At 68.8% G+C, this 18,621-nt stretch carries 21 protein-coding genes; 13 read left to right on the top strand and 8 right to left on the bottom strand.

The window, feature by feature from the left end:
- Nucleotides 1–112: 112 nt before the first annotated feature.
- The 6 genes from ACYVJH_RS03785 (at nt 113) to ACYVJH_RS03760 (ending at nt 5,916) form a co-directional block, all read left to right on the top strand.
- Nucleotides 113–502, top strand: a complete 390-nt coding sequence (locus ACYVJH_RS03785) for a hypothetical protein (protein WP_460453315.1) — start codon at nt 113–115, stop codon at nt 500–502.
- A gap of 36 nt (nt 503–538) precedes the next feature.
- A complete protein-coding gene (locus ACYVJH_RS03780) occupies nt 539–2,440 on the top strand; it encodes an ATP-binding cassette domain-containing protein (protein ID WP_460453314.1) in 1,902 nt (633 codons plus the stop codon).
- Nucleotides 2,441–2,499: 59 nt separating this feature from the next.
- On the top strand, nt 2,500–4,017 hold the full coding sequence (locus ACYVJH_RS03775) for a fumarate hydratase (RefSeq protein ID WP_460453313.1): 1,518 nt from the start codon (nt 2,500–2,502) through the stop codon (nt 4,015–4,017).
- Between the two features lie 264 nt (nt 4,018–4,281).
- On the top strand, nt 4,282–4,491 hold the full coding sequence (locus tag ACYVJH_RS03770) for a cold-shock protein (protein ID WP_188661981.1): 210 nt from the start codon (nt 4,282–4,284) through the stop codon (nt 4,489–4,491).
- 107 nt (nt 4,492–4,598) lie between these two features.
- The gene (locus ACYVJH_RS03765; RefSeq protein ID WP_460453312.1) at nt 4,599–5,231 is read left to right on the top strand and encodes a glutathione S-transferase family protein; all 633 of its coding nucleotides are present in this window, start codon (nt 4,599–4,601) and stop codon (nt 5,229–5,231) included.
- Between the two features lie 4 nt (nt 5,232–5,235).
- A complete protein-coding gene (locus ACYVJH_RS03760; protein ID WP_460453311.1) occupies nt 5,236–5,916 on the top strand; it encodes a Rossmann-fold NAD(P)-binding domain-containing protein in 681 nt (226 codons plus the stop codon).
- A 7-nt stretch (nt 5,917–5,923) separates the two neighbouring features.
- On the opposite strand, the gene ACYVJH_RS03755 is transcribed toward ACYVJH_RS03760, so the two are convergent.
- Both ACYVJH_RS03755 and ACYVJH_RS03750 read right to left on the bottom strand, forming a co-directional pair.
- Entirely contained in the window at nt 5,924–7,057 is a 1,134-nt protein-coding gene (locus tag ACYVJH_RS03755) for a PQQ-dependent sugar dehydrogenase (protein ID WP_460453310.1), read from the bottom strand.
- A 25-nt stretch (nt 7,058–7,082) separates the two neighbouring features.
- Nucleotides 7,083–7,685, bottom strand: a complete 603-nt coding sequence (locus tag ACYVJH_RS03750) for an arylesterase (RefSeq protein WP_460453309.1) — start codon at nt 7,683–7,685, stop codon at nt 7,083–7,085.
- A gap of 82 nt (nt 7,686–7,767) precedes the next feature.
- On the opposite strand from ACYVJH_RS03750, the gene ACYVJH_RS03745 reads away from it, so the two are divergent.
- Both ACYVJH_RS03745 and ACYVJH_RS03740 read left to right on the top strand, forming a co-directional pair.
- A complete protein-coding gene (locus tag ACYVJH_RS03745; protein WP_460453308.1) occupies nt 7,768–8,466 on the top strand; it encodes an ABC transporter ATP-binding protein in 699 nt (232 codons plus the stop codon).
- Nucleotides 8,463–10,958 (top strand): ABC transporter permease, encoded by a 2,496-nt coding sequence (locus ACYVJH_RS03740; RefSeq protein WP_460453307.1) that lies wholly within the window; start codon nt 8,463–8,465, stop codon nt 10,956–10,958. Before ACYVJH_RS03745 ends, ACYVJH_RS03740 begins: the two co-directional genes overlap by 4 nt.
- Nucleotides 10,959–10,961: 3 nt before the next feature.
- Here the strand turns inward: ACYVJH_RS03740 and ACYVJH_RS03735 are convergent, their stop codons facing one another.
- Nucleotides 10,962–11,450, bottom strand: coding sequence for a DUF456 domain-containing protein (locus tag ACYVJH_RS03735; protein ID WP_460453306.1), 489 nt, complete (start codon nt 11,448–11,450; stop codon nt 10,962–10,964).
- Between the two features lie 69 nt (nt 11,451–11,519).
- Nucleotides 11,520–12,026, bottom strand: coding sequence for a fasciclin domain-containing protein (locus ACYVJH_RS03730; protein ID WP_460453305.1), 507 nt, complete (start codon nt 12,024–12,026; stop codon nt 11,520–11,522).
- 181 nt (nt 12,027–12,207) lie between these two features.
- Here ACYVJH_RS03730 and ACYVJH_RS03725 point away from each other — a divergent pair, with 181 nt between their 5' ends.
- Complete coding sequence (locus ACYVJH_RS03725; RefSeq protein WP_460453304.1) at nt 12,208–13,047, top strand: alpha/beta hydrolase family protein; 840 nt, start codon at nt 12,208–12,210, stop codon at nt 13,045–13,047.
- Here ACYVJH_RS03725 and ACYVJH_RS03720 read toward each other — a convergent pair.
- Together ACYVJH_RS03720 and ACYVJH_RS03715 are read right to left on the bottom strand one after the other, a co-directional pair.
- Entirely contained in the window at nt 13,037–13,435 is a 399-nt protein-coding gene (locus ACYVJH_RS03720) for a hypothetical protein (protein ID WP_460453303.1), read from the bottom strand. The two genes, ACYVJH_RS03725 and ACYVJH_RS03720, sit on opposite strands and share 11 nt — an antisense overlap.
- A gap of 92 nt (nt 13,436–13,527) precedes the next feature.
- Nucleotides 13,528–14,007 carry a glycine zipper 2TM domain-containing protein gene (locus ACYVJH_RS03715; protein ID WP_460453302.1) on the bottom strand — a complete coding sequence of 160 codons (480 nt, stop codon included), beginning with the start codon at nt 14,005–14,007 and terminating at the stop codon, nt 13,528–13,530.
- Nucleotides 14,008–14,135: 128 nt separating this feature from the next.
- Between ACYVJH_RS03715 and ACYVJH_RS03710 the strand changes: the two genes are divergently transcribed.
- Nucleotides 14,136–14,924: a tRNA threonylcarbamoyladenosine dehydratase gene (locus ACYVJH_RS03710; protein WP_460453301.1), complete on the top strand. Its 789-nt coding sequence runs from the start codon at nt 14,136–14,138 to the stop codon at nt 14,922–14,924.
- Between the two features lie 7 nt (nt 14,925–14,931).
- Here the strand turns inward: ACYVJH_RS03710 and ACYVJH_RS03705 are convergent, their stop codons facing one another.
- Nucleotides 14,932–15,693 carry a TatD family hydrolase gene (locus tag ACYVJH_RS03705; protein ID WP_460453300.1) on the bottom strand — a complete coding sequence of 254 codons (762 nt, stop codon included), beginning with the start codon at nt 15,691–15,693 and terminating at the stop codon, nt 14,932–14,934.
- Nucleotides 15,690–15,923: a DUF6116 family protein gene (locus tag ACYVJH_RS03700; protein ID WP_460453299.1), complete on the bottom strand. Its 234-nt coding sequence runs from the start codon at nt 15,921–15,923 to the stop codon at nt 15,690–15,692. The genes ACYVJH_RS03705 and ACYVJH_RS03700 overlap by 4 nt, the downstream gene beginning before the upstream one ends.
- Before the next feature lie 139 nt (nt 15,924–16,062).
- On the opposite strand from ACYVJH_RS03700, the gene ACYVJH_RS03695 reads away from it, so the two are divergent.
- The 3 genes from ACYVJH_RS03695 (at nt 16,063) to ACYVJH_RS03685 (ending at nt 18,618) form a co-directional block, all read left to right on the top strand.
- Nucleotides 16,063–16,746: a glycine zipper 2TM domain-containing protein gene (locus tag ACYVJH_RS03695; RefSeq protein WP_460453298.1), complete on the top strand. Its 684-nt coding sequence runs from the start codon at nt 16,063–16,065 to the stop codon at nt 16,744–16,746.
- A 125-nt stretch (nt 16,747–16,871) separates the two neighbouring features.
- On the top strand, nt 16,872–18,035 hold the full coding sequence (locus ACYVJH_RS03690; RefSeq protein WP_460453297.1) for an acyl-CoA dehydrogenase family protein: 1,164 nt from the start codon (nt 16,872–16,874) through the stop codon (nt 18,033–18,035).
- A gap of 28 nt (nt 18,036–18,063) precedes the next feature.
- Nucleotides 18,064–18,618 (top strand): GNAT family N-acetyltransferase, encoded by a 555-nt coding sequence (locus ACYVJH_RS03685; protein ID WP_460453296.1) that lies wholly within the window; start codon nt 18,064–18,066, stop codon nt 18,616–18,618.
- The last annotated feature ends 3 nt before the right edge of the window (nt 18,619–18,621 follow it).

Below are 18,621 nucleotides of genomic sequence, written 5' to 3'. Positions count from 1 at the left end.
GCCGATCCAGGCACAAGAAGTGGAAAGGGGCAGCCTCTTCAAGCGGCCAGGTGTCCAGGCGAAGGGGGCAGCGAAACGCTAGAATGCGCGTCCCCCCGACGTCCGATTTCCCGTGAATCCACTGCCCCCCGATATACGGCTCGTGTTCGAAGACCGCGCCGACTACCTCTATGCGGCCGTCACCGGCCCCCGCGACAGCCAGGAAATCTCGATGGCGTACTGGCGCCAGATCGCCGTCGAATGCGAGCGCCGCAAGGCCCGGAAGCTGATGGTCGTCGAGAACCTCGGCGACTACGAAGGCGAGCGCAACCTGGCCAGGACCGTCGACTACCTGTTCGACCTGGGCATGGACAAGCTGCAGATCGCCTTCGTCGTGGGTCGCATCGAGCTGGTGGCGCACATGGAACACGGCGAGATCCTCGCCCTTGAACGCGGCGCCAACGGCCGGGTCTTCGGATCGTCGTCGGTGGCCGAACGCTGGCTGCGCCACGGCGCCGCCTGACCACACGCGGCGGGCCCGCCGCGATAGAATTGGCCCATGTCCCTGATAACCCTGCAAGGCGTCGACTACGGCGTCGGTGGCCCGTTGCTGCTCGAAGCCGTTGACCTGGCGATCGAGCCCAACGAGCGTGTCTGCATCGTCGGCCGCAATGGCGCCGGCAAGTCCACCCTGCTGCGCCTGCTGGCGGGCGAGGTCGTGCCCGACGATGGCGTGCTGCGCCGCGAGGGCCGGGTCGCCGGCCTGGCGCAGGAAGTGCCCCAGGGCCTGGCGGGCAGCGTCTTCGACGTGGTCGCCCTGGGCCTGGGCGAGGTCGGTGCCGACCTCGCGCGCTACCACCACATGCTGCACGACGGCGACGACATCGACATGACCGAGCTGGGCAACGTGCAGGCCCGCATCGACGCCGGCAACGGCTGGCAGATCGAACAGCGCGTCGAACAGGTGATCAGCAAGCTCGACCTGCCCGAGGACGCCGAGTTCTCGGCCCTGTCGGGCGGCATGAAGCGCCGGGTGCTGCTTGCCCAGGCCCTGGTGGCGGCACCCGACCTGCTGCTGCTCGACGAGCCCACCAACCACCTGGACATCGAATCGATCGCCTGGCTCGAGGAATTCCTGAAGAATTTCGGCGGCAGCGTGGTGTTCGTCACCCATGACCGCCAGTTCCTGCGCAACCTGGCCACGCGCATCATCGAAATCGACCGCGGCCAGGTCACCAGCTGGCCGGGCGACTACGAAAACTTCCTGCGCCGGCGCGAAGAGCGCCTGCACGCCGAAGCCCAGGCCAATGCGCTGTTCGACAAGAAGCTGGCGCAGGAAGAAATCTGGATCCGCCAGGGCATCAAGGCCCGGCGCACCCGCAACGAGGGCCGTGTCACCGCGCTCAAGAAGATGCGCAGCGAACGCGCCGAGCGTCGCGAACAGCAGGGCAACGTGAAACTGGCCGCCGCCGGCGCCGAGAAGTCCGGCAAGCGTGTGTTCGAGGCCAAGCACGTCGATTTCGCCTATGGCGACCGGGTCCTGGTCAGGGACTTCAGCACCGTCATCCAGCGCGGCGACAAGGTCGGCCTGATCGGCCCCAATGGGTCGGGCAAGACCACGCTGCTCAAGCTTCTGCTGGGCCAGCTGCAGCCAGATGCCGGCGAGATCCGCATCGGAACCAACCTCGAAGTCGCCTTCTTCGACCAGCTGCGCGGTGCGCTGCGCGAAGACTGGAACGCGTTGGACAACGTGTCCGAGGGCCGCGAGTTCATCGAGATCAACGGCGCCCGCAAACACGTCATGGGCTACCTGCAGGATTTCCTGTTCAGTCCCGATCGTGCGCTGGCGCCGATCACCAAACTCTCCGGCGGCGAACGCAACCGCCTGCTGCTGGCCAAGTTGTTCGCCAAGCCGTCCAACCTGCTGGTGATGGACGAACCCACCAACGACCTGGACGTGGAAACCCTGGAACTGCTCGAGGAACTGCTGGCCGACTACCCGGGCACGCTGATCCTGGTCTCGCACGACCGCGCCTTCATCGACAACGTCGTCACCAGCTCGCTGGTGATGGAGGGCAGGGGACGCGTGGGCGAATACGTGGGCGGTTATTCCGACTGGCTGCGCCAGCGGCCCATCGCCGACCGCATCGCCGCCGCGGCGGCGTCCGCGCCGAAGCTGACCCCGCAGGTGGCGCCCCTGCCCAAGGCGCCGCCGCCGCCCGCGGCCCCGGCGCCGGCAAGGCGCAAGCTCTCCTTCAAGGAGCAGCGCGAGCTTGACGAGCTGCCGGCGCGCATCGAAGCGCTCGATTCCGAAATCGCCTCCCTGACGGCGCAGATCCAGGACCCGGCCTTCTACCGCCGCCCTGCCGACGAGGTCACCGCCACCAATGCCCGCCTGGCCACGCTGCAGGCCGAGCTGGAGCAGGCCTACGCGCGCTGGCAGGCCCTGGAGCAGGCGTGACGCCGGTGGCGGGGGCAACAGGCTAAAATGGCGGCTTCCCCGCCAGCCAGCCGCCCACCGTGAGCCAGATCAAGCAGGAAGATTTCATCCAGTCCGTCGCCGACGCGCTGCAGTACATTTCCTACTACCACCCCGTCGACTACATCCGGAACCTGGCCGCTGCCTATGAGCGCGAGCAGTCCCCGGCGGCCAAGGATGCGATCGCCCAGATCCTGATCAACTCGCGCCTGTGCGCCGAGGGCCACCGGCCGATCTGCCAGGACACCGGCATCGTCACCGTGTTCCTGGAAATCGGCATGCAGGTGCAGTGGCCCGACGCCACGATGGGCATCGAAGACATGGTCAACGAGGGCGTGCGCCGCGCCTACAACCACCCCGACAACAAGCTGCGCGCCAGCGTGCTGGCCGACCCGGCCGGCAAGCGCACCAACACCCGGGACAACACCCCGGCGGTCGTGAACATGAAGGTCGTGCCCGGTGGCACGGTGGACGTGATCGTCGCGGCCAAGGGCGGCGGCAGCGAGGCCAAGTCCAAGTTCGCCATGCTCAACCCGTCCGACTCGATCGTGGACTGGGTCCTGAAGACCGTGCCGACCATGGGCGCCGGCTGGTGCCCGCCGGGCATGCTGGGCATCGGCATCGGCGGCACCGCCGAGAAGGCGATGCTGATGGCCAAGGAGTCGCTGATGGAGCCGATCGACATCACCGACCTGCAGGCCCGCGGCCCGGCCAATCGCGCCGAAGAACTGCGCCTGGAGCTTTACGAAAAGGTCAATGCGCTGGGCATCGGCGCCCAGGGCCTGGGCGGCCTGACCACGGTGCTCGACATCAAGGTGAAGGACTGCCCGACCCATGCCGCCAACCTGCCGGTGGCCCTGATCCCCAACTGCGCGGCTACTCGCCATGCGCACTTCACCCTCGATGGCAGCGGTCCGGTGCAGCTCGACCCGCCCTCGCTCGACGACTGGCCGAAGCTGACCTACGACGCCTCCAAGGGCCGCCGGGTGGACCTGGACACGGTGACCCGCGACGAGGTCGCCAGCTGGAAACCCGGCGAAGTGCTGCTGCTCAACGGCAAGCTGCTCACCGGTCGCGACGCGGCGCACAAGCGCATGGTCGACATGCTCAACAAGGGCGAGGCGCTGCCCGTGGACCTCAAGGGGCGTTTCATCTATTACGTGGGCCCGGTCGATCCGGTGCGCGATGAAGTGGTGGGACCGGCCGGCCCGACCACCGCCACCCGCATGGACAAGTTCACCGACCAGGTGCTGGCACAGACCGGGCTGATGGGCATGGTCGGCAAGGCCGAGCGCGGCCCGGCGGCGATCGAGGCCATCCGCAAACACCGTTCGGCCTACCTGATGGCCGTGGGCGGGGCCGCGTACCTGGTGTCCAAGGCGATCAAGGCATCCCGGGTGGTGGGTTTTGCCGACCTGGGCATGGAGGCGATCTACGAATTCGAGGTCCGGGACATGCCGGTCACCGTGGCCGTGGACGCCCAGGGCGAGTCAGTGCACCGTACGGGACCCCGGGAATGGCAGGCCCGTATCGGCAAGATCCCGGTCACCGTCGAGTAGCCATCGTCCGGCTCCCGAAACTGAACGGTGGGTGCGGAAACCGGACCGGAAATGCCCCAAGCCACCGAAATCGTTGGCTTTCCTGCCCGGAACGGTGTAGGGTGCGCCCGACTGTGTTTGCGAAGGGTCACTGTGAATCGTGGCCTGATGCGGTAGATCCAAAGATCCGCTACATCTTTTCACCTCGCTTCTCCTTGCAACCCCAGTCGCGCGGCGGGATGTCCCCGTCAGCGATATCCATTTAATTGTTCCAAGGAGTTAGCAATGTCGGATCGTCAGATCGGTACCGTAAAGTGGTTCAACGATGCCAAGGGCTTCGGCTTCATCAGCCGCGAGAACGGCGAGGACGTGTTCGTCCATTTCCGTTCCATCCAGGGCACCGGCTTCAAGTCGCTGCAGGAAGGCCAGCAGGTCTCCTTCAAGCTCGTGAAGGGCCAGAAGGGCATGCAGGCTGACGAAGTGCAGCCGATGTAATTCAGTCCCCACGGACTGAGCGAAGCCCCGGGTGGCAACACCCGGGGCTTTTCTTTTGCGCCGTCGGCCGTCGTATGCTTGCCGCTGACCTTCGATGGGATGGACGCATGTACACCCTGTACTACGCCCCCGGCGCCGCCAGCCTGGCCGTGCACTGGCTGCTGATCGAGATCGGTGCCCGCCACGAATTGCGCAGGCTCGACCTGGCGGCCCGCGAACACAAGCGTCCCGACTACCTGGCGATCAATCCCGCCGGCCGCGTGCCGACGCTGCTGATCCACGGCGAACCGATGACCGAGGCTGCGGCGATGGTGATGCACCTGGCCGACGCACATCCGAACTTCGGCCTGGCGCCGACGCCGGGCACCGTGGAGCGGGCGCGGTATTACCAGTGGATCGTTTTCCTGGCCAATACGCTGCAGCCAGCCTTCCGCGACTGGTACTACCCCGAGGAAGCCGCCGGTCCGGAGCACGCTGACGCCGTGCGCACCCGCGCCGCCGAAACCATCGACGCCGCCTGGGACCAGGTCGAAGCGCACCTGGCCAAACGCGGGCCCTACCTGCTGGGACCCTCGGTCAGCGCCGCGGACTTCTTGCTCACCATGCTGATGCGCTGGTCGCGCAACCTGCCGCGACAGGCCACCCAATGGCCGCAGCTCGGCGCGCTGGCCGAGCGCATGAAGGCGCGCCCGGGTTTTCGCCTGCTCTACGAACGCGAAGGCCTGCAGGAATGGGCGTGATCGCGTGACACCGCGCCCGGCGGTGCTGCTGGCCGGCGCGACGGGGCTGGTCGGTGGGCTGGCCCTGCAGCGTTGGCTGGCGATGGCCGACGGCCCGCTGCTGCTGGCGCCGGTGCGCCGGCCGCTGGCGGTCACGCACCCGCGCCTGCTGGCCTTGCCGGGCGGCTGGGACGAGACCGCGATCCGCACCGCGCTCGAAAGCCGCGACGCGCGGCTCGAGGCCTATGCGTGCTGCCTGGGGACGACGATCCGCCAGGCAGGCTCGCGCGAGGCCTTCCTCGAAGTAGACCGCGACCTGGTTTTGACGCTGGGGGGCATCGCCCATCGCCTGGGCGCACGCCAGGCGCTGCTGGTTTCATCGGTGGGCGCGAGCGCCCAGTCCGGAAATTTCTACCTTCGCGTCAAGGGCGAGGCCGAACGCGGCCTGGGCGCCCTCGGCTTTCAACGCGTGGACAGCCTGCGCCCGGGTCTGCTGCTGGGTCAACGCAGCAAGAGGCGTCCGGCCGAAGCGCTGGGCCAGGGCCTCGCGCCCCTGGCCAACCTGCTGGCGCGCGGGCCGCTGCGCCGCTACCGGGCGATTGCCGCCGACGACGTGGCCGCGGCGCTGGTGAACCTTTGCGGTCGGCCGGGCGATGGCCGCCACGTGCACGAATACGACGCGCTCAAGGCCGCTGCGAGCGGTTGAGCCTGGTTTATTCGGCTGCCAGGCCGACGCGCAGGATGTCGCCATCGGCGTCATCGGTGAGCAGGTAGAGGTAACCATCCGGCCCCTGGCGCACGTCGCGTATGCGTTCGCCAAGATCGACCAGCAGCGGCTCTTCGGTGACCACCGTGTCGCCGTCCAGCTCCAGCCGCACCACGCGCTGGAAGGCCAGGGCGCCCACGAACAGGTCGCCCTTCCAGGCGGGGAACCGGTCTGCCGTGTAAAAGGCCAGGCCGCTGGGTGCGATCGACGGGGTCCAGTGGTGGATGGGCTGTTCCATGCCCTCCATCTCCTTTTTGCCCGAACCGATCGGCGCGCCGCTGTAGTTCACGCCCAGGGTGATGACCGGCCAGCCGTAGTTCTTGCCGGCCTCCGGGATGTTGAGCTCGTCGCCACCGCGGGCGCCGTGTTCGGTCTGCCAGAGTTTGCCGGTGCCCGGATGCAGGGCCGCGCCCTGCACGTTGCGGTGGCCGTAGGACCAGATCGCCGGGATGGCGTCGTCGCGGCCGACGTAGGGATTGTCCGCGGGGATCGAGCCGTCCCTGTTGATGCGGAAGATCTTGCCCTGGCCCTTGTCGAGCAGCTGCGGGTTGTCCCAGTTGCCGCGGTCGCCGCTGGTGACGTACAGCCGGCCTTCGCGGTCGAAGACCAGGCGCGAGCCGAAGTGCTGGCCGGCGTCGAGCTTGGGCGCCTGGCGGAAGATGATCTCCACATCCTCAAGCCCGTTGCCCGCGAGCTTGCCGCGGCCGACCGAGGTGCCCGCACCGCCTTCACCGGGCTCGGAGAAACTGAAGTACACCCAGGGCGTGCTGGCGAAGTCGGGGTCGACGGCGACGTCGAGCAGGCCGCCCTGGCCGCGCGCCCAGATTTCGGGCAGGCCCGTCAGGGGCTCGGACAGCGTGCCGGCGGCATCGACGATGCGCATCCGGCCGGGGCGTTCGGTCACCAGCATGCGGCCGTCGGGCAGGAAGGCCAGGCCCCAGGGATGTTCGAGACCCGAGGCCACGGTGCTGACCTCGACCTGGCCGTGTTCGCTGGCGAAGCTGCGTCCGGCGGTGTCGCTGTCCTTGGCGGCGCAGGCGCCGACCGAAAGCATCAGGGCGAGGGCGAGGGGCGTCTTCATGCGCGGGCTCCTTGGGAAGGTGGGTTCAGTCGAGCAGCGGCGCCAGGGCCGGCCAGACATGGTCACGCAGCTTGGGCTGGGCGTCTGCGACCGGGTGCAGGTTGTCTGCCTGGAAGGCGTCGCGGTCCATGGCAATGGGTTCGAGCAGGAAGGGTAGCAGGGCGACGTCGTGCTCTTCGGCGAGCACGGTGTAGTTGCGCTCGAAGCCCTGGGTGTAGTCGGGGCCGTAGTTGGGCGGGATGCGCATGCCCAGCAGCAGCACCTGCGCGCCCGCGGCCTTGGCGGCGGTGACCATGCGTTCGAGGTTGATGCGGGTCTGGGCCAGGTCGAGGCCACGCAGGCCGTCGTTGGCGCCCAGTTCGATCACCACCACATCGGGCTGGTGGCGCTTGAGTTCACCGGCGATGCGGCTGGCGCCACCCGCGGTGGTTTCGCCGCTGATGCTGGCGTTGGCGACTTTCCAGCCCGGGCTTTCGGTGCGCAGGCGTTCGCCCAGCAGCGCCACCCAGCCTTGTTCGGGGGCCAGCCCGTAGGCGGCCGACAGCGAATCACCCATCACCAGCACGGTGCGTTCGGCGGCGAGCGCCGGGACCGCCGCCAGCCAGAGCAGCGCCAGCAGCGCGACCATGACTGAACGTTGAACCCCATGGGTGCAAGCTCCATATACTGACCCGATACGCGTCATCACATTCCTTCCTCACGAGTAAGTCATGGCCGATACCTCCGGAACGCCCGATACCCGAACATCGCTGCAGGTGGAAAACCTGGGCAAGCGGGTGCCTCTTCCTTCCGGGGACCTGACCATCCTTGATGGGGTCGGTTTTACCATTCAACAGGGTGAAGCGGTCGCGATTGTCGGTGCCTCCGGTTCAGGCAAGAGCACGCTTTTGTCGCTCATGGCCGGTCTGGACGTGCCCAGCGAAGGGGAAGTCCGGCTCGACGGCAGCGCGCTGTCGGGGCTGCACGAGGACGGCCGGGCAAGGATTCGCGGCGAGAAGGTCGGTTTCGTTTTCCAGAGTTTCCAGCTGCTGCCGTCGCTGACGGCGCTGGAGAACGTCATGCTGCCGCTGGAACTGCGCGGCGACGCCGATGCCGAAGGCCCGGCCCGGGCGATGCTGGGGCAGGTGGGCCTGGCCGAACGCCTGGGTCACTACCCGCGGCAGCTCTCGGGCGGTGAACAGCAGCGCGTGGCCCTGGCCCGGGCCTTCGTGACGCGGCCGGCCGTGCTGTTCGCCGATGAACCCACCGGCAACCTCGATACCCGCACCGGCCAGGCCATCATCGAACTGCTGTTCCGCATGAACCGCGAGTCCGGCACCACCCTGGTGCTGGTGACCCACGATGAAGCCCTGGCCGCGCGCTGCGGCCGCCAGCTGCGGCTCGAGTCGGGCCGGCTGGTGACGGCGTGAATTCGCCCGGACTGGCCTTGCGCCAGCTGCGCCGCGACCTGGCCTCGGGCGACGTCCGCATCCTGCTGGCTGCCCTGGTCTTGGCGGTGACCGCGGTGTGCGCGGTGGGTTTCATCACCGACCGCGCCGAACGGGCCCTGGCCCAGGAAGCCAACCGCCTGCTGGGCGGCGACGTGGTGGTGCGCGCCGATTCGCCGATCGAAGACCCGCTGCGCACGCTCGCCGCGGAACCCGGCCTTTCCCGCACCGAGACCTGGTCCTTCCCGAGCATGGTGCGCGTGGGTGAGTCCCTGCGCCTGGGCGACCTCAAGGCGATGGCCGAAGGCTTTCCGCTGCGCGGCGAATTCATCGTGCTTGAACGGGCCGGCGGCCCGGAGTCCGTGGCCGGCGGCATCCCGGCGCCGGGCACGATCTGGATGAGCCGCGCCGGCGCCGAAGCCCTGGACGCCAGCATCGGCGACAGCGTCGGCATCGGCAGCAGCCAGCTGCGCCTGGCGGCGCTGGTGGTGCAGGAGCCAGACGCCGCGCTCGATTATTTCAATACCGCGCCGCGCGTATTCCTCAACCTGGCCGACCTGCCGGCGACCGGCCTGGTGCAGCCGGGCAGCCGCATTTCCTATCGCCTGGTGGTCGCGGGCGACGCGTCGGCGGTCGAACGATTCACCGCCGCCGCCAGCGAAAACCTCGGGCGCGGACAGCGCCTGGAAACCGCCGCCGAGGCCCGCCCTGAAATCCGCCGCGCGCTCGATCGCGCCGATCGTTTCCTGGGCCTGGCCGCGCTGGTGTCGGTGGTGCTGGCCGCCGTCGCGGTGGCGATGGCCGCGCGCCGGCACAGTGCCCGCCACCTGCAGGGCGCCGCGGTGATGCGCTGCCTGGGCGCCAGCCAGGCCACCCTGGTGGGTATCCATGTCGGCGAACTGGTGCTGCTGGGCCTGCTTGGCAGCCTGCTCGGCGTGGTGCTGGCCTACGGATTGCAGTGGGGCGTGGCCGGATGGCTGGCCAGCGCACTCAAGCTCGACCTGCCGGCGGCCGGCCTGCGTCCGGCGCTGGAAGGCCTGGGCGTGGGCATGACCGTGCTGCTGGCCTTCGCGGTGCCACCGGTATTGGCGCTGCGCCGCGTGCCCGCCCTGCGCGTGCTGCGCCGCGACCTCGACCCGACCGAACCCGCCGCCTGGGTGGTGGGCCTGGCCGGACTGGCTGGCCTGGCCGCCCTGCTGTGGTGGAAAGCAGGTTCGGCGGCACTGGGCACGGCCATGCTGGTCGGCATCCTGGTGACGGTGGGCGTACTGGCCTTGCTGGCCTGGGGCCTGATCCTGCTGATGCGACGGCTGCGTACGCGCCTGCGTGGGCCGCTGCGTTACGGCCTGGCCAACGTCAGCCGGCGCGCCGGCGCATCCATCGCGCAGGTGACAGCACTGGGACTGGGCCTGATGGCGCTGCTGCTGCTCACCTTCGTTCGCACCGACTTGCTCGACCGCTGGCGCAATGCGATGCCGGCCGATGCGCCCAATCGTTTCATCGTCAACGTGCAGCCCGACCAGGTGCAGCCGGTGCGGGACTTCCTGCTGGCCCAGGGCGTGGCCGAACCCGAGCTGTACCCGATGATCCGCGCCCGCCTGCAGGAAGTGAACGGCGAAGCGGCCAGTGGCGAGAGTTTCCCCGAAGGCAGCCGCGGGCGCCGCATGGCAGAACGCGAATTCAACCTCTCCAGCGCCGACGCCCTGCGCGACGACAACCAGGTGACCGCGGGCCGGTTCTGGACCGGCGTGCCCGCGGAAACCGAGCTGTCGGTGGAGGAAGAGTTTGCCGAATCGATGGGCTGGACGGTCGGTGACCAGGTCGCCTTCGACGTCGCGGGTTCGCGTTACGCCGGCCGCATCACCAGCTTGCGCAAGGTGGACTGGGAAAGTTTCCGGCCCAACTTCTTCGTGATCGGCTCGCCTGGTTCGCTCGACCCGTTCTCGGGCAGCCACATCACTGCGGTCAAGGTGCCGGAGGGTCGACCGCGTTTCACCGCCGAGCTGGTGTCGGCCTTCCCGAACCTGTCGGTGATCGACATCGATGCAGTGCTCGACCAGGTCCGCGGCACGGTCGAGCAGGTCAGCCTGGTGGTCGAGGCGGTATTCGCCTTCTCCCTGCTGGCCGGGCTGCTGGTGCTGCTGGCTGCGGTAAGCGCGAGCCAGGACGAGCGCCTGCTCGAGGGCGGTGTCATGCGCGTGCTTGGCGGCAGCGGGCGGCAACTCCGGCTTGCCCAGGCCTCCGAATTCGCCGCGATCGGCCTGCTGTCGGGGGTGGTCGCGGCCCTGGCTGCCTCGGTGCTGGCTGGCGTCGTCGCGAAGGAAGTTTTCGACCTGCCCTGGCAAACCGACTGGGGCCTGGCCGCCAGCGGTGCGCTGGCTGGCACGCTGGCTGCGTTGCTTGCAGGTTTGTGGGCCACCCGGCGCATCGTCCGGGTGCCGCCGTCGGTGACGCTGCGCGAGCTCGATGCCTGAGGCTTAGTTGACCACCAGCGCGCCGATGAACAACACCAGCATCGCCAGCGCCAGGAACACCTTGAAGATGGCGCCCACCAGCAGGCCGATCCAGGTGCCGACGCCGATGCGCGAGGCGTCGCGCCAGGCGCGGCCGTGGGCCATTTCACCGGCGGCAGCGCCCAGCAGGGGGCCGGCCAGCAGGCCAGGCAGTCCGAAGAAGATGCCGACGAAGCCGCCGATGCCCGCACCCCACAGGCCCTTGTTCGATGCCCCCGCACGTTTGGCGCCGAGCAGGCTGGCAAGGAAATCCGTGGCGATCGAGATGGCGACCAGGATGCCCAGCACGACCAGCACGCCGCTGCCGATGCGCAGGTAGCCGTCGGCCCAGGCCGCCAGCCACATGCCCGCGAACATCACCGGCAGTCCGGGCAAGACCGGCAGGATGGTGCCCAGCAGGCCGACCACAATCAGCGCGCCGGCGAGGATGTACCAGGTGGTTTGCGGGTCCATGGCCGGAGCATAACAAGCGACGGCCCGCCGAAGCGGGCCGTCGGGGAACAACGCAGGGGAGGGTACAGGTCAGTCCGGGATGATGACCGTATCGATCACGTGGATGACGCCATTGCTGGCCTTGATGTCGGTCGCGGTGACGGTCGCGCCGTCCACGCGCACGGTGCCGCCGCTGACTTCGATGTCGGCAGACTGGCCGTTGACCGTGGTGGCGGAATCGAGCTTCACCACGTCGGCAGCCTTCACCTTGCCGGCGACCACGTGGTAGGTGAGGATCGCGACCAGCTGGTCCTTGTTCTCGGGCTTGAGCAGCGACTCGAGGGTGCCGGCCGGCAGCTTGGCGAAGGCATCGTCGGTCGGCGCGAACACGGTGAACGGGCCTTCGCCCGACAGGGTCTCGACCAGGCCGGCGGCCTTGACGGCGGCCACCAGGGTTTCGAAGTCGGCATTGCCGGCGGCGACGTCAACGATGGTGCCGGCGGCCTTCTCCTTGCCTTCGTGGTGGCCGGCGAGCGCCGGAGTCGCGACGAGGCCGGAAAGCATCAGGGCAAGCGCGGTTTTGCGAAGCAGGGTCATGGTCTTCTCCAGGGTGGGGGTGATGCCCTTTTTGGGCACCGTCGCAGTGTCCACGGGAGACCGTCATGGGGCCGTCGCGGGCGCGTCAGCGGCGCGTGTCGGCGGCGTGTGGCCGGCGTGAGGGGCCATGCCCGCGGGAACGCGGGCTCGGTATGCTTGCCGTTTCGCGGGGAGTCGCCGGATGCCGGTTGAACCATCAAGACTGCAAGCGCCCGACGGCCATGGCTTCGTGCTGCGCCAGTGGCGTCCGCCGAAGGCGCGCGGTGGATTGCTCTTCCTGCCCGCACTGGGCGTGCCGGCGGACAAGTACGACAGCTTCGCCCAGGCGCTCGGCGAGCACGGCGTCGCCACCGCCGTGCCCGACTGGCGCGGAACCGGCAGCAGCGATTGGCGTGCGGCCCGGGGCAGGGACTGGGGCTATGGGCAGCTGCTCGACCACGACCTGCCCACGGCCCTTGATGCGCTGCCGACAGATCTGCGCTGGTGCCTGGGTGGACACAGCCTGGGCGGGCAGTTCGCGGCCATGCTGGCGGCGTTGAAGCCCGATCGCTGCGAGGGCCTCGCCCTGGTGGCCACCGGCGTGCCCGACTGGCGCAGCTATCGCGGCGGCAAACGCTGGGGCATCGCCGGTCTTGCCCATGCGCTGCCGCTGATCACCCGCGTCGTCGGCCACTACCCGGGCGAACGGCTGGGCTTTGCCGGCCGCGAAGCCGGTGGACTGATGCGCGACTGGTCGCGCACGGTCCGTCGCGGCCGCTACGCCGACTACGGGGAGACCACGGGCCTTGAGGCAGCGCTTGCGCGGGTGTCATGCCCGGCGCTGGGCGTGCACTTCGAACACGACACCCTGGTGCCGGAACCAACCCTGCACCATCTGCTGGAAAAGCTGGGGCCGGGCTCCCGGCGCATCGAAGGTTTCGACGCCGGCCGGCTCGGCACGAAGGCCGACCACTTCCGCTGGATGCGCGAACCGGCGGCCGTTGCCGCCGTGGTGGCGGACTGGCTGCCGGTCAGCCCTTGAAGTCGCGGTGGCAGGCCTGGCAGCCGTTCTGGATGCGGTCCAGGGCGACACCGGCGGCCGCGCAGTCGGCGGGCGGGGTGGCCAACGCGGCGTCGAGCGAGGCGCGCAGCACGGTCGCGTGCTGGACGAAACGTTCGTCGTCCTGGGTCGGCAGGAAGGCGGGTTCGAGGTCGTTGGCCAGGTAGCGCAGGGTCTGCAGGCGCGGCAGCAGGTCGGTGCTGGCGCAGCGGTTCTGCTTTACGTTGGCTCCCAGGCCCTGCATCTGCGCCGACATCACCGCCATCACGCCGTTGGGGTAGGCCGTGCCCTGGCGCAGTGCGCTCATGGCGATCAATGCACAGGCGGCGCCGACGAACAGGCCGATCAGGACCAGGATCAGTGAACGCATGCAGGACTCCGGACAAGGAAAGACCGCCGGGAAGATACCACGGCGGTCTGTCCGTCAAGCCTGCGGCGTGCGTGCCGCAGTGAAGCCAGGGCTTAGCGAAGAAGCTCGAGGTTGTTGCCGTCCACGCGCACGTAGGCGCCCTCGCGGATGCCGTTGCCCAGCCTGTTGCGATTGAGCACGACCAGGCGGCCATCGTCCATGCGGACGTGGATGTCGAAGGTTTCTTCGTTCATCTTGTTCTCGATGGCGTTGCCCGCGACCGCACCGGCGACGGCACCCGCGACCGTCGCGGTGTTTTCCTTGCCTTCGCTGCCGTGGGTCGGGATTTCGCGGGCGGCCACCGCGCCGACCAGGCCGCCGAGCACCGCACCGGCGCGGCTGTTGCGGCGGGCACCATAAACCTGTTCGATGCGCTCGACGCGGCCGCAGTTGTAGCAGCGCTGTTGCGAATAGCCCTGGCCGTAGGGGGCGCTGGCGCCACGCTCGTAACCGTAGGCCGGGGAACGCGGCTGGCTGGCACAGGCGGCCAGTGAGGTGGCGATGGCGGCGACAACCAGCATGCGGGTCTTCATGGCGAACTCCTTCCATATGAATCGGGGACTCGGGGCCGACGCTAGGCTGTTCGCCCTGAACCGCGGCCGACCACTGCCGTGCCGGTTCGCGAGCCGTTCATGACGCGGGGCCCGGCTAGAATATGGCGATGAACGATTCCCGATTCGCCGGCATCGACCGGCTCTATGGCCAGGGCGCCGTCCAGCGCCTCGCCCGGGCGCAGGCCTGCGTCATCGGCCTGGGTGGCGTCGGAAGCTGGTTGGTTGAATCCCTGGCGCGTAGCGGCGTGGGTCGGCTGGTGCTGGTGGACGCCGACGAGGTTTGCGTCAGCAACACCAACCGCCAGTCGCACGCGCTGCAGGGGCAGTACGGCCGCGGCAAGGGCGAGGTGCTGGCCGAACGCTGCCTGGCCATCAATCCGGCGATCGAAGTCGAAGTAGTCCCCACCTTCCTGCTGCCGTCCAACCTCGAACAGATGCTCGACCGCGGCCATGACATCGTGCTCGACGCCTGCGACAGCTTCCGCAGCAAGCTCGAGATGATCGCCTGGTGCCGGCGGCGCAAACTGCCCCTGGTGACCTGCGGGTCGGCCGGCGGCCGCCGCGACCCGACCCTGGTGCGCGTGCGCGATCTCTCGCGCACCGAACACGACGCCATGCTGGCCCTGGTGCGCAAGAAGCTGCGCGCCGACTTCGGTTTCCCCCGTAATCCGGACCGCTATTTTGGCGTACCGGCGGTGTACTCGATGGAGAACGTGAAGTACCCGCAGGCCGATGGCAGCGTCTGCGGCGTGCGGCCGAAGCTGGGGGCGGACGCGGCGCTCAAACTCGACTGCGGCGCCGGCCTGGGTGCGGCCACCCATGTCACCGGCGCCTTCGCCTTTGCCATGGCAGGCAAGGCCCTGGAACTGCTGCTCAAGCCACGTCCCGCGGAGTGACGCCGGTCTAGCCGAACAGCCGCAGCGCGTTGGCCGACGTCGCTTCGGCGATGGCGGCGGCCGGCTGGCCGCGCAGGTCGGCGACCACGTCCAGCACCTGCCGCAGGCGCGCGGGTTCGTTTCGCTGGCCTCGCCAGTCGGCATCGGGCTGGTCCGGTGCGTCGGTTTCCAGCAGCAGGCAATCGAGCGGCATCGACGCCACGGTGCGGCGCAGGCGCCTGGCCCGTTCGTAGGTGACCGGCCCGCCGATGCCCAGGCAAAACCCCAGGTCGAACAGCTGCCGGGCCTGCTCCTCGCTGCCCGACCAGCTGTGCACGACGCCGCGCAGGCCACCGACCTGGCGCAGCGTCGCGATCACTTCCTCGACCGCGCGACGCGCGTGCAGGACCACCGGCAGGTCGAAGTCGCGGGCCAGGTCCAGCTGGCGGCGGAAGTAGAGCCGCTGGACGTCCGGGTCAAGCCCGTCGACGAAAAAATCCAGGCCGCATTCACCCACGGCGGCCGGGCGCTCGGCTTCAAGCCAGTCGCTCAGTTCGTCCAGATAGCCCGGTTGGTGGCGGTCCAGGAACATCGGGTGCAGCCCGTAGGCCGGACGCAGGCCGGGTTCGGCCGCGCACAGGGCCCGGATTGCGTCCCAGCTGGCGCGGTCCACGGCCGGCACCAGCTGCCGCGCTACGCCGGCATCGCGGGCGCGGGCGAGCACGGCCCGGCGGTCGGGCTCGAACTCGACCGCATCCAGGTGACAGTGGCTGTCGTACAGCGGACTCATTCGCGGCGCGATTCGCCTTCGATCACCTTGCCCGTGCCTGGCGGGTCGTCCTTGCGCCGCCAGCTGGCCAGCATCAGGGTCGCCAGGGCGGTGACGATCTCGTCGATGAACGGGATCGGGTCGGGCAGAAGCCAGCTGAGCAGCATCAGCGCCATCGTGATCTTGAACAGGGTGGGGAAGCGCAGCCGCGCGGCAAAGGCGGTCAGCGGGCCGGTCAGGGGGTTGGGCATGGGAGCTCCGTCAGCGTCGCTTCCAAGGAAATTAACACGCGGTGAGGGGCCTTCACGCCTTTTCGCTCTGGTTCAGGTTTACTGGCACAGATTGCACTGGCGAAAGCGGGCAAGAATCCGCCCAGAGAGGAGAACACGCATGAACAAGACGATCCTGGCTGTGGTGGCCGGCGTGCTGGTCACGGGTGGCGCCATCGCCGCCTACCAGACCTATGCCACCCCGTACGCAGAGGTGCTGTCTTCGACCCCGATCACCGAGAAGGAGCAGATCTGGGGCGAGGTGGTTGCCTCGACGCCCATTACCGAAATGCGCACCGGTGAGCGCCAGGTCTGCGAGGACCGCGTGGTCGAGGTGCGCCAGCCCGAACGTTTCGGCGACAAGGACGGCATGGTCGTCGGCGCCGTGGTCGGTGGCCTGCTGGGCAACCAGGTGGGCAAGGGTGACGGCCGCAAGCTCGCCACGGTCGCCGGCGCCGTCGGCGGCGCCTATGCGGGCCGCGAGATCGATCGCCGCCACGTCGGCGGCAAGAAGACCACCGAGGTCCAGCAGGTCTGCCAGACCGTGACCGAGCCGCGCGAGGAAGTGATCGGCTACGACGTCACCTACCGCGCCGACGGCGAGCTGGCCAGCATGCGCACCGAAAGCAAGCCCGGTGAACAGCTGCTGCTAGGCGAGCGCGACAAGATCGTGGGCTACAACGTCACCTGGCGCTACGAGGGCCAGACCGGCGAACTGGTGATGGCCGAGGACCCGGGCGACCGCCTGCCGGTCGAGGACGGCACCATCGCCGTGACGGCCTTCGATACGCCCCCGCAGGGTTGAGCCCCGCCAACGGTGTTTCCCCCGGAAGGGGCCGGCCTGTCCGGCCCCTTTCCTTTTCCGTCATGCCAGCCGGGGGCCAAACCAGCTAGAATCACGGGCTTTCCCGCCGCCCGAAAACCGCAGCCATGGCCCTGAACCCGACCGACCTGTTCGATATCCGCTCCCTGCTCAGCGAAGAGGAGCGCATGATCCAGGACAGCGTCGCCCGCTTCACCGACCAGAAGGTCCTGCCGATCATCGGCGACTGCTTCGACCAGGGTCGTTTCCCCAAGGAGCTGGTGCCGGAAATCGCGGCCATGGGCCTGCTGGGTTCGTCGCTGCCTGAAAAATACGGCTGCGCCAACCTCAATGCCGTCAGCTACGGCCTGATCTGCCAGGAGCTCGAGCGCGGCGACAGCGGCATCCGCAGCTTCGTTTCGGTGCAGAGCTCGCTGTGCATGTACCCGATCTTCGCCTATGGCTCCGAAGAGCAGCGCGAGAAGTACCTGCCGGGCATGGCCCGCGGCGAGATCATCGGCTGCTTCGGCCTGACCGAACCGCACGGCGGCTCGGATCCGGCCAACATGAAGACCGTCGCGAAGAAGGACGGCGGCGACTGGGTCATCAACGGCGCCAAGATGTGGATCACCAACGGCAACCTGGCCGACATCGCCATCGTCTGGGCCCAGACCGAAGAAGGCATCCAGGGTTTCATCGTCGAAAAGGGCACCAAGGGCTTCGAGGCCCAGGAAGTGCACAAGAAGATGAGCCTGCGCGCGTCGGTCACCTCGGCGCTGTACTTCGATTCCGTGCGCGTCCCCGACAGCCAGCGCCTGCCCAACGTCAAGGGCCTCAAGGGTCCGCTGGGCTGCCTCACCCAGGCCCGCTACGGCATCACCTGGGGCCCGATCGGCGCCGCCATCGCCTCCTATACGTCGGCGTTGGAGTACGCGAAGGAACGCGTGCTGTTCAACCGCCCGATCGCCGCCACCCAGGCCGTGCAGCTCAAGCTGGCCGACATGGCCCGCCGCATCACCCTGGCGCAGCTGCTCAGCCTGCAGCTGGGGCGCCTGAAGGATGCCGGCACCATGCAGCCGGCCCAGGTGTCGCTGGCCAAGTGGAACAACTGCCGCATGGCCATCGACATTTGCCGCGAAGCCCGCGACATCCTCGGCGGCGCCGGCATCACCACCGAGCACCCGCCGATCCGCCACGCGCTCAACCTCGAGTCCGTCATCACCTACGAGGGCACGGAAACCGTGCACCAGCTGGTGATCGGTCGCGAAGTCACCGGCATCAACGCGTTCTGATCACCGGCCCGGCGGGCGAACCCTTTCCATGGACCTCGAAGGCCTGAAGCTCGAGACCCCGCGGCTGCTGCTGCGGCCCGTGCGTGGCGAAGACTTCGACGCCTGGGCGGCGTTCTGCGCCGACCCGGTCGCCATGGTCCACCTGGGCGGGGTGCAGCCGCGCGCGGTGGCGTGGCGGTCGCTGCTGTCGGTGGTCGGTGCCTGGCACGTGCAGGGCATCTCCTTCTTTTCGGTCTTCGAGCGCGACACGGGCCAGTGGGTTGGCCGGGTCGGGCCCTGGCATCCCGAAGGCTGGCCGGGTACCGAAGTCGGCTATTCGCTTGCCCCGGCCGCCTGGGGCAAGGGCTACGCCACCGAAGCCGCCGCGGCCTGCATGGACTGGGCGGTGGACCACCTGGGCTGGACCGACATCATCCAGACCATCGCCCCCGACAACACCGCATCACAGGCCGTCGCCCGGCGCCTTGGCGCCAGCCTGCGCGGCCCCGGCCGACTGCCGGCACCGTACGAAAACCATCCCGTTGAAATCTGGGGTCAAAGCGCGGCGCAGTGGCGGGTGAATCGCCAGTGCCTGCGTTCCTGATCC

This window comes from Arenimonas aestuarii (assembly GCF_054781715.1).
This window is presented reverse-complemented; position numbering and strand designations above follow the sequence as displayed.

Coding starts and splice junctions, on each gene's coding strand:
- ACYVJH_RS03725 (WP_460453304.1), top strand. CDS start 12,208: ATGCCGGTTGAACCATCAAGACTGCAAGCGCCCGACGGCCATGGCTTC.
- ACYVJH_RS03710 (WP_460453301.1), top strand. CDS start 14,136: ATGAACGATTCCCGATTCGCCGGCATCGACCGGCTCTATGGCCAGGGC.
- ACYVJH_RS03735 (WP_460453306.1), bottom strand. CDS start 11,450: ATGGACCCGCAAACCACCTGGTACATCCTCGCCGGCGCGCTGATTGTG.
- ACYVJH_RS03770 (WP_188661981.1), top strand. CDS start 4,282: ATGTCGGATCGTCAGATCGGTACCGTAAAGTGGTTCAACGATGCCAAG.
- ACYVJH_RS03715 (WP_460453302.1), bottom strand. CDS start 14,007: ATGAAGACCCGCATGCTGGTTGTCGCCGCCATCGCCACCTCACTGGCC.
- ACYVJH_RS03685 (WP_460453296.1), top strand. CDS start 18,064: ATGGACCTCGAAGGCCTGAAGCTCGAGACCCCGCGGCTGCTGCTGCGG.
- ACYVJH_RS03755 (WP_460453310.1), bottom strand. CDS start 7,057: ATGAAGACGCCCCTCGCCCTCGCCCTGATGCTTTCGGTCGGCGCCTGC.
- ACYVJH_RS03780 (WP_460453314.1), top strand. CDS start 539: ATGTCCCTGATAACCCTGCAAGGCGTCGACTACGGCGTCGGTGGCCCG.
- ACYVJH_RS03695 (WP_460453298.1), top strand. CDS start 16,063: ATGAACAAGACGATCCTGGCTGTGGTGGCCGGCGTGCTGGTCACGGGT.
- ACYVJH_RS03690 (WP_460453297.1), top strand. CDS start 16,872: ATGGCCCTGAACCCGACCGACCTGTTCGATATCCGCTCCCTGCTCAGC.
- ACYVJH_RS03730 (WP_460453305.1), bottom strand. CDS start 12,026: ATGACCCTGCTTCGCAAAACCGCGCTTGCCCTGATGCTTTCCGGCCTC.
- ACYVJH_RS03720 (WP_460453303.1), bottom strand. CDS start 13,435: ATGCGTTCACTGATCCTGGTCCTGATCGGCCTGTTCGTCGGCGCCGCC.
- ACYVJH_RS03705 (WP_460453300.1), bottom strand. CDS start 15,693: ATGAGTCCGCTGTACGACAGCCACTGTCACCTGGATGCGGTCGAGTTC.
- ACYVJH_RS03750 (WP_460453309.1), bottom strand. CDS start 7,685: ATGGTCGCGCTGCTGGCGCTGCTCTGGCTGGCGGCGGTCCCGGCGCTC.
- ACYVJH_RS03765 (WP_460453312.1), top strand. CDS start 4,599: ATGTACACCCTGTACTACGCCCCCGGCGCCGCCAGCCTGGCCGTGCAC.
- ACYVJH_RS03745 (WP_460453308.1), top strand. CDS start 7,768: ATGGCCGATACCTCCGGAACGCCCGATACCCGAACATCGCTGCAGGTG.
- ACYVJH_RS03700 (WP_460453299.1), bottom strand. CDS start 15,923: ATGCCCAACCCCCTGACCGGCCCGCTGACCGCCTTTGCCGCGCGGCTG.